General features: G+C 74.1%; 13 protein-coding genes. 6 read left to right on the top strand and 7 right to left on the bottom strand.

Translation table 11 applies throughout. The annotated features are described in order from the left end of the window. The first annotated feature begins 124 nt into the window (after positions 1-124). The 4 genes from IEZ07_RS17015 to IEZ07_RS17000 all read left to right on the top strand — a co-directional run bounded on the left by IEZ07_RS17015 (position 125) and on the right by IEZ07_RS17000 (position 4767). Entirely contained in the window at positions 125-2401 is a 2277-nt protein-coding gene (locus IEZ07_RS17015) for a tetratricopeptide repeat protein (protein ID WP_191895649.1), read from the top strand. A gap of 114 nt (positions 2402-2515) precedes the next feature. Beyond that, complete coding sequence (locus tag IEZ07_RS17010; RefSeq protein WP_068896908.1) at positions 2516-3274, top strand: SDR family NAD(P)-dependent oxidoreductase; 759 nt, start codon at positions 2516-2518, stop codon at positions 3272-3274. A 183-nt stretch (positions 3275-3457) separates the two neighbouring features. After that, entirely contained in the window at positions 3458-3820 is a 363-nt protein-coding gene (locus IEZ07_RS17005) for a phosphomannose isomerase type II C-terminal cupin domain (protein ID WP_229798036.1), read from the top strand. 266 nt (positions 3821-4086) lie between these two features. Then, entirely contained in the window at positions 4087-4767 is a 681-nt protein-coding gene (locus tag IEZ07_RS17000) for an HNH endonuclease family protein (RefSeq protein ID WP_191895648.1), read from the top strand. Positions 4768-4791: 24 nt separating this feature from the next. Here the strand turns inward: IEZ07_RS17000 and IEZ07_RS16995 are convergent, their stop codons facing one another. The 3 genes from IEZ07_RS16995 to IEZ07_RS16985 all read right to left on the bottom strand — a co-directional run bounded on the left by IEZ07_RS16995 (position 4792) and on the right by IEZ07_RS16985 (position 7260). After that, a complete protein-coding gene (locus IEZ07_RS16995) occupies positions 4792-5157 on the bottom strand; it encodes a PepSY domain-containing protein (RefSeq protein ID WP_191895647.1) in 366 nt (121 codons plus the stop codon). 35 nt (positions 5158-5192) lie between these two features. Next, the gene (locus IEZ07_RS16990; RefSeq protein WP_191895646.1) at positions 5193-6482 is read right to left on the bottom strand and encodes a sensor histidine kinase; all 1290 of its coding nucleotides are present in this window, start codon (positions 6480-6482) and stop codon (positions 5193-5195) included. Between the two features lie 97 nt (positions 6483-6579). Next, entirely contained in the window at positions 6580-7260 is a 681-nt protein-coding gene (locus IEZ07_RS16985) for a response regulator transcription factor (RefSeq protein WP_068896905.1), read from the bottom strand. Between the two features lie 102 nt (positions 7261-7362). Here IEZ07_RS16985 and IEZ07_RS16980 point away from each other — a divergent pair, with 102 nt between their 5' ends. Then, the gene (locus IEZ07_RS16980) at positions 7363-7971 is read left to right on the top strand and encodes a hypothetical protein (protein WP_191895645.1); all 609 of its coding nucleotides are present in this window, start codon (positions 7363-7365) and stop codon (positions 7969-7971) included. Positions 7972-7977: 6 nt separating this feature from the next. On the opposite strand, the gene IEZ07_RS16975 is transcribed toward IEZ07_RS16980, so the two are convergent. The 3 genes from IEZ07_RS16975 to IEZ07_RS16965 all read right to left on the bottom strand — a co-directional run bounded on the left by IEZ07_RS16975 (position 7978) and on the right by IEZ07_RS16965 (position 10203). Continuing rightward, complete coding sequence (locus IEZ07_RS16975) at positions 7978-8337, bottom strand: PepSY domain-containing protein (protein WP_239320047.1); 360 nt, start codon at positions 8335-8337, stop codon at positions 7978-7980. A 169-nt stretch (positions 8338-8506) separates the two neighbouring features. After that, positions 8507-9568: a CU044_5270 family protein gene (locus tag IEZ07_RS16970; protein WP_191895644.1), complete on the bottom strand. Its 1062-nt coding sequence runs from the start codon at positions 9566-9568 to the stop codon at positions 8507-8509. Continuing rightward, the gene (locus tag IEZ07_RS16965; protein WP_084008265.1) at positions 9565-10203 is read right to left on the bottom strand and encodes an RNA polymerase sigma factor; all 639 of its coding nucleotides are present in this window, start codon (positions 10201-10203) and stop codon (positions 9565-9567) included. The genes IEZ07_RS16970 and IEZ07_RS16965 overlap by 4 nt, the downstream gene beginning before the upstream one ends. Positions 10204-10500: 297 nt before the next feature. Here IEZ07_RS16965 and IEZ07_RS16960 point away from each other — a divergent pair, with 297 nt between their 5' ends. Continuing rightward, positions 10501-11445, top strand: coding sequence for an SPFH domain-containing protein (locus IEZ07_RS16960; protein WP_191895643.1), 945 nt, complete (start codon positions 10501-10503; stop codon positions 11443-11445). Here the strand turns inward: IEZ07_RS16960 and IEZ07_RS16955 are convergent. Further along, entirely contained in the window at positions 11420-13606 is a 2187-nt protein-coding gene (locus tag IEZ07_RS16955) for a hypothetical protein (RefSeq protein WP_191895642.1), read from the bottom strand. The two genes, IEZ07_RS16960 and IEZ07_RS16955, sit on opposite strands and share 26 nt — an antisense overlap. Positions 13607-13862: the final 256 nt, after the last annotated feature.

Genomic DNA, 13862 nt, shown 5'->3' with positions numbered 1-13862 from the left:
ACGGTCGCGGGACGGCCGCCGGCCTGTTCGGCGAGGCCAGGACGGTCGCGGGACGGTCGCGGGATGGCCGCCGGGCGGCCGGTTCGTTTGGGTCATCCCCCCCGAGCTGGCAGACTGACGTCCCATGGACGTGGACATCTGGGCCTGGGTGGGCGACACCCAGCGGCAACTGCACGAAGCCGGTAACACCGGTCTGGCCATGGCGATCGGCAGCGTGCCCGCGCAGGCGCTGGAGGGCCGGTACGGGCAGCTCGACGTGCTGGCGCCGGCCATCGCGCAGGAGGCGGAGAAGCTGGAGCTGCCCTGGCTCGAGTTCTACGCCCGCTACTGGCACCTGATCGGCCGCATCGGAAACCGCGCGCAGGGCGTGGTCGCGCTCGACGACGCGCGGACCCTGGTGGAGTTCGCCCGCCGCGAGGACGTCCGCGACTGCCCGGCCGCCCCCGGCGCGGTCGAGGCGCTGGTGATCGCGCAGGCCAACACCGACGGCGCCGGACACGCGGCCGAGCGGCTGGAGGCCCTGGCCGCCGCCGAGGTCGAGCCCGGATCGCTCGCCTTCGCCGCCCTCTCCGAGCAGTACGTCGCGGCCCTGGTGGACGACGGGCGCGCGGTGGAGGCCGTGGCCCACGCGGAGGCGGCGGTGGAGCGGCTGGGCTCCGCCGGTCGCGAGGCGAGCTGGGAGCTGGGGGCGGCCTCCGTGCGGGCGCTGCTCGCCGCCGGCCGCCCGCAGGACGCGCTGACCGCCCTGGACGCCGCCACCGGATTCAAGCCCGACGACCCGGTCGCCAAGGCGCACCGCGAAGGCGTGCTGCGCGCGCTGGTGCTCGCCACCCTGGGCCGGGAGGCGGAGGCCGTGCAGGCCCTGCCCGACCTCGACGTGGTCGGCGACCACCCCCGGGTCTGGGTCGAGTGGTCGCGTGCCGTGCTCCTGCTCGCGGGCTCCGCGCAGATCACCAACACCTGGCAGCTCGGTCGGGTCCTCAAGCAGTGGATCGACTACTTCGCGGTGATGGGCGCCTACCGGTCCCGGATCGAACTGGCCCTGGTCGCCGGTGACCTGGCCGTGGCCCGGCAGGGCGTCTGGCAGGCCCGGATGCTCGCCGACCTGGCCGAGTCCGCCGCCGCCGAGCTGAAGGACCCGTCGGCCGTCGCCGACCGGATCGCCGCGCTGCGCGCCGCGGCCGACGCGGTGACCCCGCTCCCGGCCCCCGGTCCGCAGGACGAGCTCGTCGGCTACTTCGACGCCGCCGACGGCTTCAACGCCGACCCCGAGCGCTGGGTGGGCTGGCTGGCCCCGCTCTCCGGCCGCGACCTGGAGGCCACCCGCCGGCACACCACCACCATCGGCTTCCTCGGCTACCCGGCCAGGGGCGCGGACATCTACTGGGACATGCTGGTCGAGTCCGGCGACATCCAGACCGCCGACGAGCAGGACGTCTCCTTCATCACCGGCCTGCTGGTCGAGGCCCGCCAGGACGAGCGCCTGGAGCAGATGGCCGAGCGGCTCCCGGCCGCCCAGCGCCATCTGGCCCTGGCCCGGCTGCACCGCGCGCGGGAGCGCTGGGAGCAGGCGGCAACCGAGGGCGAGGCGGCCGTGGCGGCCGGTGCGGGCATCGAGGCGCGCCGCCTGTGGGCCTCCGCCGTGCAGCAGCTCGACGACAACGCCAAGGGCGCCCGGATCCTGCGGGAGATCCTCGACTCCGAGGAGATCGAGGCCGAGGACGTCTGGCGCATGATCACCATGGCGACCGCCGCCGAGGACTGGGAGACCGTCCGCGCCGGCGCCGCGAAGATCGGCATGCCGCTGAAGTCCACCGAGGGGCCGATCGAGGAGGAGATGGGCCTGGTGCGCATCGTCCTGCCCGCCCCCGACGGCAGCCAGCGCGCGGTCGTCAGCGTGCGCACCGGACCCGCGACGGCCCGCCTGGCGATGCCGCAGCCCCCGGGGCTGGAGTACAACGCCGGTGACCTGGTCGTCTTCGACCCGGCGCTGCTGGAGCCCGTGCCGGAGAGCCCGGAGGAGCAGGAGAGCTTCATCCCGCCGTTCGCGGCGGTCGGCATGCTCCGCCCCGGCGGCTACACCAGCTGGTTCTTCGACGGCGCGGCCCCCACCGAGGCCGAGTGGACCGAGTTCAACGAGGTCATGGCCGAGCGCGGCTGGCCGATGTGGGTCTACAGCGACGAGGACTACACCGTGACCCACCCGAGCACGGGTGAGCCCCTGCCCGGGGTGTTCGGCTGGATCGCGATCCCGCCGAACGTCACCCCGGTCGAGCTGGACGCGGTGCTCGACGACGCCACCGAGCGCTGGACGCACCCGCTGGCCTGGCTGGACCTCGCCAGGGAGGTCGGCGTCGAGGCCGAGCGCCACGAGCGCATCACCCGGGAGTACGGCCTGTAGGCGTTCCGCGGGAGAAGACGGTGTGCCGCCCGCGAGGGGCTCCCTCGCGGGCGGTATGCTTCTCCAGCTCCAGAACATCATTCGGTGTCGTGTTCCGCAGGTCAGGAGGATCGAATGCTCGACCGGTTCCGGCTGGACGGCAAGGTCGCCGTCGTCACGGGGGCCTCCTCCGGGCTGGGCGTCGCGTTCGCGCGCGGCCTGGCCGAGGCGGGCGCCGACATCGCGATCGGCGCGCGCCGCAAGGACCGCCTGGAGGAGACCCGGCGCCTGGTCGAGGAGACCGGCCGCCGGTGCGTGGCGGTCGCCACCGACGTGACCAGGCCCGAGGACTGCCGGGCCCTCGTCGAGGCGGCGGTCGCCGAACTGGGCGCGGTGGACGTCCTGATCAACAACGCCGGCGTCGGTACGGCGGTGCCCGCGCTGAAGGAGACGCCCGAGCAGTTCCGCCAGGTGGTGGACATCAACCTGCACGGCACCTACTGGATGGCGCAGGCCTGCGCCCGGGTGATGCGGCCCGGGTCCTCGATCGTCAACATCGGCAGCATCCTCGGGGAGACCACGGCCGGCCTGCCGCAGGCCGCCTACAGCGCCTCCAAGGCCGCGGTCGTCGGGCTCACCCGGGACCTGGCCCAGCAGTGGACCTCGCGGCGCGGCATCCGCGTCAACTGCCTGGAGCCGGGGTTCTTCGCCTCGGAGATGACCGAGCAGTACGCCGAGGGCTATCTGGCCTGGCAGCTGGAGCACCGCGTCCTGATGAAGCGCGCGGGGGACCCCGCCGAGCTGGTGGCCGCGGCGGTGTTCCTGGCGAGCGACGCCGGGTCGTACGTCACCGGAGCGGTGATCCCCGTGGACGGCGGGATCCTCACCACCTGAGCCGGGAGGCGTCCCGGCGGGGGGCGGTCCGGCCAGAGATCTTCCGGTGGCGGGCCGCCTGGGCCGGAGATCCATTCGGGCGGAAAGCCCTTACTCTTAATCATCCGGTTGCGTGAACACCGCTCATCCGTCACGGACGCGTGCGAGAGTTCTTGTGACGAGACGGAGCGGACGGAGGACATCTTGCTGGAAGTCGACAGGCTCGGAGCGGTCGTGCGGGACGAGCGTCCCTGGGGTGGATTCGAGCGCTACACGCTCAACGAGCCGACCACGGTGAAGATCATCGATGTGGCGCCCGGCCAGCGGCTCAGCCTGCAGCGGCACGAGCACCGGGACGAGCTCTGGGTCGCCCTGGACCCGGGCGCGGTCTTCGAGATCGACGGGGAGCGGATCACCCCCTCGGTCGGTGACCGGGTGCTCATCCGGGCGGGCCAGACCCACCGTCTCAGCTCCTCGGGACCGGCCATCCGCATCCTGGAGATCGCCTTCGGCCACTTCGACGAGGACGACATCGAGCGGCTCGAGGACTCCTACGGCCGCGTCTGAACGGACACGGCGGCGTCCGAAGGTCGCGGCGGTGCCTGAACGGACTGACCGCCCGGACGGCGGCACGCGGCCCGGACCCCGGTTCCGGGCCGGCCGGACGGCCGGATGGGGGATCCGTCCGGTCACGTGTGGATCCGTCCGTCTGTTCATGGAACCGTCCGATTGTATGCGGAGCCGTACGCCGAGGGTGGGACAAGGCTTTTGCGCTGGCATTGAGTAGATTTGCCACTTCGGGGTAGCCGTACCCCGTGAGAGGTGGCGACAGGATGCGGGCAGGGCTGGGTCGGAGCGCCACGGGTGTGGTGGTCGCGGCGGTCGCACTGACGCTGGCGGGCTGCGGGCCCGCCGGCGACACCCTCGGCGACCCGTCCCCGGCCGGAGGCGGGAAGCCGGCCTCCGAGGCCCTGGCGGACCTGAAGAAGCTCGAGGTCAAGGGCCGCGCCCCGATGACCGGCTTCGACCGGGACGAGTTCGGGCCCGCCTGGGCGGACGTCGACCACAACGGGTGCGACACCCGTAACGACATCCTCAAGCGCGACCTCGAAGGGGAGACCTTCAAGAAGGGCACCCAGGACTGCATCGTGCTCACCGGGACCCTCCGCGACCCCTACAGCGGCAGGACCATCGAGTTCGAGCGCGGGCAGAAGACCAGCATGGCGGTGCAGATCGACCACGTGGTCGCGCTCGCCGACGCCTGGCAGAAGGGTGCCCGGCAGCTGAGCAAGGAAGAGCGCAGGCAACTGGCCAACGACCCGCTGAACCTGCTGGCGGTGGACGGCCCGTTGAACGGCCAGAAGAGCGCCGCGGACGCGGCGACCTGGCTGCCGCCGCGCCGCGCCTACCGGTGCCCCTACGTCACGCGCCAGATCCAGGTGAAGGTCAAGTACGAGCTCTGGGTGACCCCCGCGGAGAAGGACGCGATGGAGCGGGTGCTGAAGGCCTGCTGACCTCCCGCACCCGCCGGCCCGTCGTCAGTCGTCCCATTCCCGCTTGAACTTGACGATCTTCCCGGTCCGCTGGGAGACGTAGACGTCGTACTCCCAGCGGCCCTTCTCCAGCTCCACCTTGCAGACGCGGTGGCTGTGCTCCCACTCCCGCTCCACCTCGCTGACGCGGGCGCCGGGGACGCGCTTCTTCGCGATCCTGACGGCCTTGGCGCACGAGACGGGGGCGGCGGGGGCCACGGCCGCGGGGGCGGCGGCCGTCGCGATTCCTGCGGCGGTGGCGGTGGTGGTGGTGGCGCCCGAGGCGAGGGCGGTGCCGGCGACGGTGCCCAGCAGGGCGGCGGTTCCGGCGGCGGCGAGGGTGATCCTGGCGATCAGGTGTGTCTTCTTCATGGCTCCAGACTTCCGCGGCCTCGGATAGGGCCGCGCTAAGAACCGGCTAAAGGTCCGCTTCCGGCCAGGAACAGGGTGACGCGCGCACCGCCCGCGGGGGAGGCGCCGAGGTCGAGCGCACCGCCCGACGACTCGGCGGTACGGCGTGCGATGTCCAGACCCAGGCCGGTCGACCCGGCTCCGCTCTCGCCGCGCCCCAGCGGGTCGGCCGTGCCGAACCCCGGTCCGGCGTCGTCGACGGTCAGCAGGGCGCCGCCCGGCGCCGGCGCCAGCCGTACGCCGAAGGGGGTCTCCTCGTCGGTGTGCGCGAACACGTTGCCGAGCAGGGCGTCCACGCAGGCGGCCAGGTCACCGGCGGAGACCGCGACGGTGCGCGGGCCGGGGCACAGGTCCAGCTCCACGGTGCGGCCCTGGTCCTCGGCGAGCACCGACCAGAACGCCACCCGGTCCCCGACCACCGCGACCGCGTCGCACTCCGCGCGGTCCCGCGACCGCCGCCGGGCCTCTTCGATCACCGCGGTGACCGCCCGCTCCAGCGCGTCCACCCGGGCCTCGACCCTGGCCGCCTCGTCCGGATCGGAGAGCGACTCGGCCTCCAGCCGCAGCCCGGTGAGCGGCGTGCGGAGCCGGTGGGACAGGTCGGCCGCGTTCTCCCGCTCCTCGGCGAGCAGCCCGGTGATGCGCTCGGCGAGATGGTTGAGCGCGAGGCCGACCGCGCGGACCTCGGGAGGACCACCGGGGACGGCCCGGGCGGCGAGGTCGCCGGCGGCGAGCCGGTGGGACACCCCCGCCAGGGACGAGACCGGCCGGGTCATCGCGCGGGCCAGCCGGTCGGCGACCAGCATGCCCAGCCCGACCAGCGCCAGCCCGAGCACCAGCAGGCCCGCCTGCACCCGGGCGACGCCCCCGGTCAGCTCGTCGTCGCGGAGGAGGACCCGGACCACCGCCGTGCCGCCGGGCGCGCCCTGGACCGCGACCAGGATCTCCCGGCCCCCCGGAACCGCGGCGGTGACGCTGCGCCCGCGGGCGGCCAGCTCGACGGCGGCGGACCTCTCCGCGCGGGCGCCGAGGACGCGGCCGTCACCGAGGAAGACCGTGGTCGGGTGCGCGGCCCGCTCCGCGGTCAGGTGGAGGGTCTCGGCATCGACGGTGCCCGCCGCACCCGCCGTGCCGACGGCGACGGCCATCGACTCGGCCTCGCCGCTCGCCCGGGCCACGGCACCGCTCTCGGCGGCCGTCCGCACCAGCAGCAGGAGGGGGACCAGCAGGGCGAAGAGGACGAGCGAGGTGGTCGCGGCCGCCAGCAGCGCCAGCCAGCGCCTCATGGCCGCCCCACCGCTGCTCCGGCGGCGGTTCCGCTTCCCGGGACGGTCCGCGCGGCGGTCCTCATGGGGGTGCGGGTCCTGATGGCGGTGCGGGCCCTCATGACGGCGCGGCCAGCCGTACGCCCACGCCGCGCACGGTCTGCAGGTAGCGGGGCGCGGCGGACGTCTCGCCCAGCTTGCGGCGGAGCCAGGACAGGTGGACGTCCACCGTCTTGTCCGCCCCTCCGTAGGGGACCTGCCAGACGTGGGTGAGCAGCTCGCGCTTGGTGATCACCTCGCCCGGCCGGGCCGCCAGGTAGTGGAGCAGGTCGAACTCCCGGGGGCTGAGGTCCAGCGGCGCGCCGTCCAGGGTCGCCTCCCGGGTGCGCGGGTCCATCCGCAGCCCGCCGACGGTCACCGAGCCGTCCGTACGGCTCTCGCCCGACCTGCGGAGCACGGCTCGGATCCGGGCGTCCAGCTGGGTCGCGGTGAACGGCTTGACCACGTAGTCGTCGGCGCCCGCGTCCAGCAGCCTGACCATCTCGGCGTCACCGTCCCGGGCGGTGGCGACGATCACCGGGACACGGCTGACCGCGCGGAGCATGCGCAGCAGGTCCAGGCCGTCGAGGTCGGGGAGGCCCAGGTCGAGCACGATGAGGTCGGGGCGCTCCTCGACGGCCAGACGGAGGCCGTCCAGGGCGGCGGGAGCGGACAGTACGGCGTGGCCGCGCTCCCGCAGACCTCGGGCGAGGGAGGTGCGGATCGCGGCGTCGTCCTCGATGAGCAGCACGTTCGGCATTTGCCGTCACGTTAGCCGGGCCGGAGCGGTGCCGGAACCGCGTTATCGGTCCCTTAACCATGCCTTAGCGCCGGAGGCGGGACGGGGTGGGAAGGTGGGGGAATGCGCAGCAGGCTCCCCCTCGTCATGGCCGGATGGCTGGTCACCGGTGCCCTCGCGACCGGGGCGGGGGTGGCGGCGGTCACCTTCCTGGGCGAGCCGCTGACCGCCTCGGCGCACCGCCCGCTCTCCTCCGCCGAGGTCGAGGAGGCGCTCGCCCGAGCCCTCCCCCCGGAGACCGTTCCGTCGGCCGCGGCCGGTCCGGACGCCGCCGTCCCGTCCGGCGGCGCCGGCCCGGAGCCGGGGAGCACCTCCGCTCCCGAGACCGGGTCCACTCCCTCGGACACCTCCTCCGCTCCCGTGACCGGGTCCACTCCCTCCGGCACCCCCTCGGCCACTCCCGTGGGGGACGCGTCCGCGCCTCCGGCCACGGGGCCGGGGAACGGCCGGAGCCGGGCGATCACCACGGCGGGCGGGAACGTGATCGCCCGATGCGACGGCGGCCTCGTCGTGCTGCGGGCGTGGAGTCCCGCGCAGGGCTTCCAGGTGGACGACGTGGAGCGCGGCCCCGCCGCCCGGGCGCGTGTCGAGTTCGAGTCGGACGAGGCCGACGTCAAGGTCGAGGTGCGCTGCGGGGCGGGTGGTCTGCCGGCCCACCGCGTGCACGACTGACGACGGTCAGTAACCGTAGTTGATCTTGATTCTGACGACCCTGCCGCTGCGGACCGAGACGAAGAGGTCGTACCTCCACGGAGCCTTCACCAGCTCCACCCGCCAGTTCCAGATGCCCTGGTCCCACACGCGCCTGACCCTGGTGACGCGGGCGCCGGGCACTTTCCCCCTGGCGATCTGCGCAGCCTGCCGCGAGGAGACTCCCGCCGCGGGGAGTGAGGCGGTGCCGACCGTGGTGGGCCGGGCGCTCGCGGCTCCCGGAGCGCTCTCGATGCGGGTCGCGGAGGCAGCGCCCCCGGAGGAGAGGAGGATGGCGGTCCCGGCGGTGGCGAGGGCGATCCTGACGAACATGCTGCGCTGTCTCATGGATCATGCCTTCCCGGACGGCGCCGCGGGACTGCCGGGCCTTCATTAAAAACTTCGGCCGGGATGCCCGGCCGCCTCCGTCCGTTCCCGCCCGCCGGAGGGGCCGGCGGGCGGGACCGCGATCACCCGGCGCGATGATGGCCTCCGTACGCGCCGGGCGAGCTCCGGATCAGCCGCAGCCGGCGGCCTCCTCCTCGACCCGGGGCGCCTCGTCGACCACGGTGACCGAGAGCTGCGCGGTGGAGGCGACGAGGCTGCCCGCGGGGGACTGGGCCCGCTTCTCGTCCACGACGATGCCGCGCTCGCCCAGGAGCTCGAAGGTCCCCGGGTGGAAGACCAAGTCCTCGCGGACCCCGTCCGGGCCGACCCGGCCCACGCCGATGCCCTTGCGGCCCGCGGCGTCCTCGGCGTCGCCGACGGCGTCCACCCCGGGGATCGTCGCCGCCGCCTCGAACAGCGCGGCCCGCTGCGCGGCGGGCACGTAGTTCTCCCGCAACAGGTCGCCCACCCGCGTCCACGCGGCCTCGTCCCTGGAGTCGCCGCCCCGGTCCCCGGTGTAGAGGTGGGCGCGCATCCCCTCGGCGTCGGCCGGCAGCCGCCTGACCGCCGCGTGGTCGGTGCGCAGGTGGCCGGGGACCGGATCGCAGACCGGGAGCCGGTGCAGGTCGACGGTGCCGGCCTCCTCGTACGCGCTCTCCGGGATCGGCCAGCCGGGGTAGGCCTTCGGCTCCAGGTGCTCGATCCGGAGCGAGCCCTCCCTGGTGCCGTCGGCGGACTGCCAGATCACCCGCCTCGTCCGGTAGAGGTGGCGCGACTCCTCGCCCTTCCCCTCCCCGGCGACGGTGAACGCGCCGTACATGGTCTCCGACTCGACCTTGACGAACTGGTCGTCACGCGGTTCCAGATCGGTCCGGGCGGCGGCGCGCGCGGCCCTGCCCAGCACCTCGCTCGCCGACATGGGAGCGAGCCGCGGCAGCGCCACCACGACCTCCTGCACCGGGCCCCGCTCCGGGCCCGTACCGCCGGTCAGCACGGTGGCGGTGACGCCCACCGCCAGCGCCAGCGCTCCGGCCGGCAGCGCCACCCAGGGTCTGCGCCACAGGGAGCGCACGGGCGTCCGTCCGGCGGACGCCGCGGCCAGCCCCCGCCGGGCCGCGGCCTTCGCCGCCGGGTCGTACGGCGCCGTGTCCGGCCGGATGCGGGCCACCAGCTGGATCTCGTCCTCGTTCATGCGTGCGGCTCCAGGGAGTCCAGGAAACGGCGGATCTTGGTCCGGGTCCGGGAGAGCCGTGAGCGCACGGTCCCGACCGGGATCCCGAGGGCCTCGGCGGCCTCCTCGTAGGTCAGCTCGGCCCAGGCCACCAGCAGCAGCAGGTCGCGCTCGGCGGAGCTCAGCCGGGCCAGCGCGGCGGCCAGGGCGGGCCGGAGCCGGTCGGCGGTCACCCGTTCCGCGCTGCGCTCCTCGAAGCCGGCGGCCTGCTCCGGGGCGTGCCGGAAGGAACGGGCGAGCGCCTTGAGCCTGCGGGTCTCGGCCCTGCGGTGGCCGGAGATCAGGTTCGAGGCGATGCCGTACAGCCAGGGCCGGGCGTCGGCCCTGGACAGGTCGTACCGGGCGCGTTTGCGGAAGGCGACCAGGAACGTCTCCGCGGTCACGTCGTCGGCCGTGGAGGCGTCGTCCAGCCGCCGGGCGGCGTACCGGTGGATCTCGTCGGCGTGCCGGTCGAAGAGCCCGGCGAACCCGTCGGGATCGGCCAGTGACCCTTCGATCAGCGCCGCGTCGGAGGCGGGCCCGTCGAGCCCGTCGGATCCGGGGGCGCCGGAGGGCGGGACGGGTGTCCCGGCCCGCTGGAAGAGCGCCAGCGCCATCACCCGTTTCGTCCAGTCATGTGGAAGGGGTCCTTTCCCGGGGCGCGTCCGCGCCCTCATCCCCTACTCCGCCACTGGACGCTATCCGGTTCCCGGAACACCGCTGCGGTCCGAAGGATGGGAGCAATAGGATCCGCTGCAGGCAAAGCAGGCATAAAGGACGTGCTGATGGGCGCGGGGAAGGCCGGCGGGGGACGGGCGGACCGCGGCGCACGCGGACCCGAGGACCCCCGGAGCGGAACGGGGGCGTCCGCGAGCGGGCCGCTCTTCGACAGGCGGAGGATCGAGGAGATCATGATGAGCGACAGGGCGCGGGGCGGGTCCGGCGGGCGCCGGCTGCTGCTGAAGGGCTTCCTGCTGGCCGTCGGTGCACTGGTGGTGCTCGGCGCCGTGCTCAGCGGCTGCTCCAGGGTGAGCACCCGGCCCGACGAGATCGTCCTGCACTACGCGGGCGGGACCTTCGAGGCGATCAAGTTCGAGCGGTGCATCAACCCGTCCAGCGGAGCCACCATGCTCGGCCCCGGTGACACGGCCTACTCCTACCCGTTCGGCCAGCGGACCTTCGACTTCTCCGGGGCGGAGGACGCCGAGTCCCAGCCGCTCTCGGTGGTCAGCAAGGACAACGTGGAGATGAAGGTCTCGGGAGTGGCCACCTTCACCCTGAACACCGACTGCAGGACCCTGAGGCAGTTCCACGAGAAGATCGGCCTGAAGTTCCGCGCCTACTTCGAGGAGGAGGGGGAGTCGTCGGACGGCTGGCGGCGGATGCTCGGCATCTACATGCGCGTGCCGCTGGACCGGGCGCTGGACGCCGCCTCGCAGGAGTTCGAGTGGCGAGGACTGTTCAACGACCCGAAGGTCAAGCAGCAGTGGGAGGCCCGGGTCGGGCAGCTCGCCCGGGAGTTCATCAAGGAGGCGGCGGGAGCGGGCTACTTCTGCGGCCAGAACTACGCCGGCAGCGGTGAGTGCGGCGACATCTCGCTCACCATCCAGAAGCCCGAACCGCCGGAGAACCTGGTCGCCGCGCTCTCCGCGGAGCAGGCCGCGAAGGCGGAGAACGCCGCGCAGGCCCAGCGCAACGCCAAGGTCCGCACCGAGATCGAGTCCATCAAGGACCTCGTCAAGGTCCTCGGCCCGAACGGCGCCGTGCTCTGGCAGGCCATCCAGAAGGGTCAGGTCACCGTGGTCCCGGTCCCGCAGGGCAGCGACCTGGACCTCACCCCGTCGGCCGGGGGCCGCTGACGGGGCCGCTGACGGGGCCGTCCGGCTCCCGCTCCCGCAGGCCCGCCTCGGCGGCGAGGTCCTCCCGGGCGGCCTCGGCCTGGCGGCGGATCCGCTCCAGCACGGCGGGCCGCAGGCGCTTGGCCTCGAAGGTGCGGACCATCCGGTCGAGCGTGCCGGAGGCCCGCTCCAGGTCGCCCTGTTTCGCCTGGGCGGAGGCGAGGCGGCGCATCACCATGTTGAGGGTGATGTTGTCGACCCCGCCGTCGCCCGCCGAGGCCTCCGCCACCGCGGACAGCTGGCGGATGCTCTCCTCGGCGTCGGGCGGGCGGACCGTCAGCCGGCGGGCGTCCGCGGCGAGGTCCTTGAACCCCCGCTCGGCGTTGACGCCCCGCACCATGCGCGCGTACACCGCCAGGGGATGCCCACCGTACCTGGTGATGACCTCGCACAGGGCGTCGTTGCCGGCGGCGAGGGCGGGGGAGTCGGAGCCGAGCAGGGACAGCAGCGCGCCGGCCTGCTCGCCCAGCATCAGCTCGGCGACCTCCTGGTCGGCCCGGGCGACGGGGTGGCGGACCCGGACGGACAGCACCGGGGAGACGATCCGCGACCCGTCCGCGGCGAGGTACTGCGCCCGGACGCGGTACTCACCGGGCTCGGCGAAGTAGTGCCCGTCGGCGCCGTGCCCGATGTAGGCGCTGCGGTAGATCGCCGGGTCGTCCGCGTCGAGCCGCACCTCGGCGGTGTCGGCGGTGTCGTCCACGCAGTGGCGCATCACCGGCCGGTAGAGCACGGTCCGGCCGGAGGGCCGGGTGATCGCGACGTGCGTGAAGTCGGTGGCCGGGTGGAGGTGGCCGTGCGTGGTACGGCCGCGCAGGTCGGTGGTGCGGAGCTTGAGCTCCACGACCACCGGTTCGCCGAACTCGAAGGCGTCCTTGGCGCGCAGTTCCAGGGCGAGCCCGGACCGGTCCTCGACCGGCTCGTCGAAGAGCTCCGGAGAGATCTCGGCGGCGCCCCGCCCGAAGGGGTTCGCCCCCATGACGACGTCGCGGTGGTGGCCGTGCCGGAGGTGGACCAGCTCGTCGTCGGTGAACTGGAAGGGGAAGGCGGCCCAGTAGGCGGCCTCGCCGCCGGCCCCGGACAGGGGCCGGTAGTGCTGGACGTAGTTCATCCAGCTCAGGTCCCCGAAGCCGTGGTTGGGGCCGAGGGGCCGGGGCGGGTCGGCCAGGTTCTTCTGCCAGGAGTGCAGCAGGTTGAAGGCGTGGCCGAGCTCGTGCACGTAGGTGCGGAGCTGGGCGCGCAGCGCCTGCGGGGTCGAGCCCTTGACGGCGTCGTGGAAGACCGCGGCGCCCTGGCGCTGGCAGGCGTCGCCGTAGTCGAACATGATCCCCCGGTAGCCGCCGACGTGCGCGCTGGCCAGGAGCATCCACACCCTCCACTGCGGCGCGTCCGCGTGCAGGCTGAAGTGCCGCACCATCGCGTTGTGCAGCTCGGCGTCGTCCCAGACCAGGTCGGTCCCGGCGGCGTCGGCCGCGATGACGTCCGCGGCGGCCGACAGCTGCAGCTCGATGCCGGCCTCCGCGTAGGCCCGCACGACCGTCAGCTCGCGCGGCGGAACCGCCGCGGGACCGGGCAGCGAGGCGGTGTCGTAGGAGGTGAACGGCACCGTGCCGGCCACCGAGTCCTGCTCCAGCAGCACGCTGCGGAAGTACGGCGAGACGAAGGGGCACAGGTAGGCGGCGCCGGGCCTGCCACCGGGCGTGGAGAAGCGCACGGTCGCCTCGCCCGGCGGCTCGGGGGCCGGGCGGAGCGGGATGCTCACCCGCACCTGCGAGGCCGCCGCGGTGAAGGTGAAGGCGCCCGTGCCGGTGATCACGACCTGGCCGCCGGAGACGTCGACCGCGGGGGAGTCCACGACGAAGGAGCCGGTGTAGGAGACCGTCTCCCCGGCGGTGGTGAAGAAGTCGCCGCTGACCCGGTGCTGCGGGCGGACGCCGTCGACGTCCACGCGCAGCTCCAGCAGGTGGCCCGGGCCCCCGCTCCGGTAGCGCCCCCGCGTCAGCGGCGCCTCCCGGGCGGCGGGCCCGGCCTCCGGCGCGGGGACGTCCCCGGCCAGGTGCTGCTCCGGCGCGGCCGTGCCGGAGGAGGGCGCGGGGGCGGTGGGGTCGGTTGGAGCGGACATGCGGTCTCTCCGTTCGCTCGGCACGCGGCGGGCGGGGCGCCGCCGGGGACCGCCGGCTCCCCGGTCCTGCGGTTCCCGGTTCCGGGCTCCCCGGTCCTGCGGTTCCCGGTTCCCCGGGTGGCGTGCCGCCGGGATCCGCGGCGCGGGCCCCGGCGACGCGTCCTACCCGGACCCTTCCTCCCGCCCGGGCATCCGTCAACGAGGACCCGCCGACGGACATCCGTCAGCGCCTCCCCACCGATGGAGGCCCGCCGAC

The organism is Planomonospora parontospora, assembly GCA_014647935.1.
Classification (GTDB): Bacteria; Actinomycetota; Actinomycetes; order Streptosporangiales; family Streptosporangiaceae; genus Planomonospora; species Planomonospora parontospora.
The sequence above is the reverse complement of the archived record's forward strand: the minus strand, read 5'-3'. Positions and strand labels throughout refer to the sequence as shown.

Excerpts from the sequence above, each read along its gene's own strand:
- IEZ07_RS16995 (WP_191895647.1), bottom strand. The coding sequence starts at position 5,157 with ATGAAGAAGACACACCTGATCGCCAGGATCACCCTCGCCGCCGCCGGA.
- IEZ07_RS16965 (WP_084008265.1), bottom strand. The coding sequence starts at position 10,203 with ATGGCGCTGGCGCTCTTCCAGCGGGCCGGGACACCCGTCCCGCCCTCC.
- IEZ07_RS16985 (WP_068896905.1), bottom strand. The coding sequence starts at position 7,260 with ATGCCGAACGTGCTGCTCATCGAGGACGACGCCGCGATCCGCACCTCC.
- IEZ07_RS16960 (WP_191895643.1), top strand. The coding sequence starts at position 10,501 with ATGAGCGACAGGGCGCGGGGCGGGTCCGGCGGGCGCCGGCTGCTGCTG.
- IEZ07_RS16970 (WP_191895644.1), bottom strand. The coding sequence starts at position 9,568 with ATGAACGAGGACGAGATCCAGCTGGTGGCCCGCATCCGGCCGGACACG.
- IEZ07_RS16990 (WP_191895646.1), bottom strand. The coding sequence starts at position 6,482 with ATGAGGCGCTGGCTGGCGCTGCTGGCGGCCGCGACCACCTCGCTCGTC.
- IEZ07_RS17010 (WP_068896908.1), top strand. The coding sequence starts at position 2,516 with ATGCTCGACCGGTTCCGGCTGGACGGCAAGGTCGCCGTCGTCACGGGG.
- IEZ07_RS16980 (WP_191895645.1), top strand. The coding sequence starts at position 7,363 with ATGCGCAGCAGGCTCCCCCTCGTCATGGCCGGATGGCTGGTCACCGGT.
- IEZ07_RS17015 (WP_191895649.1), top strand. The coding sequence starts at position 125 with ATGGACGTGGACATCTGGGCCTGGGTGGGCGACACCCAGCGGCAACTG.
- IEZ07_RS17000 (WP_191895648.1), top strand. The coding sequence starts at position 4,087 with ATGCGGGCAGGGCTGGGTCGGAGCGCCACGGGTGTGGTGGTCGCGGCG.
- IEZ07_RS16955 (WP_191895642.1), bottom strand. The coding sequence starts at position 13,606 with ATGTCCGCTCCAACCGACCCCACCGCCCCCGCGCCCTCCTCCGGCACG.
- IEZ07_RS16975 (WP_239320047.1), bottom strand. The coding sequence starts at position 8,337 with ATGAGACAGCGCAGCATGTTCGTCAGGATCGCCCTCGCCACCGCCGGG.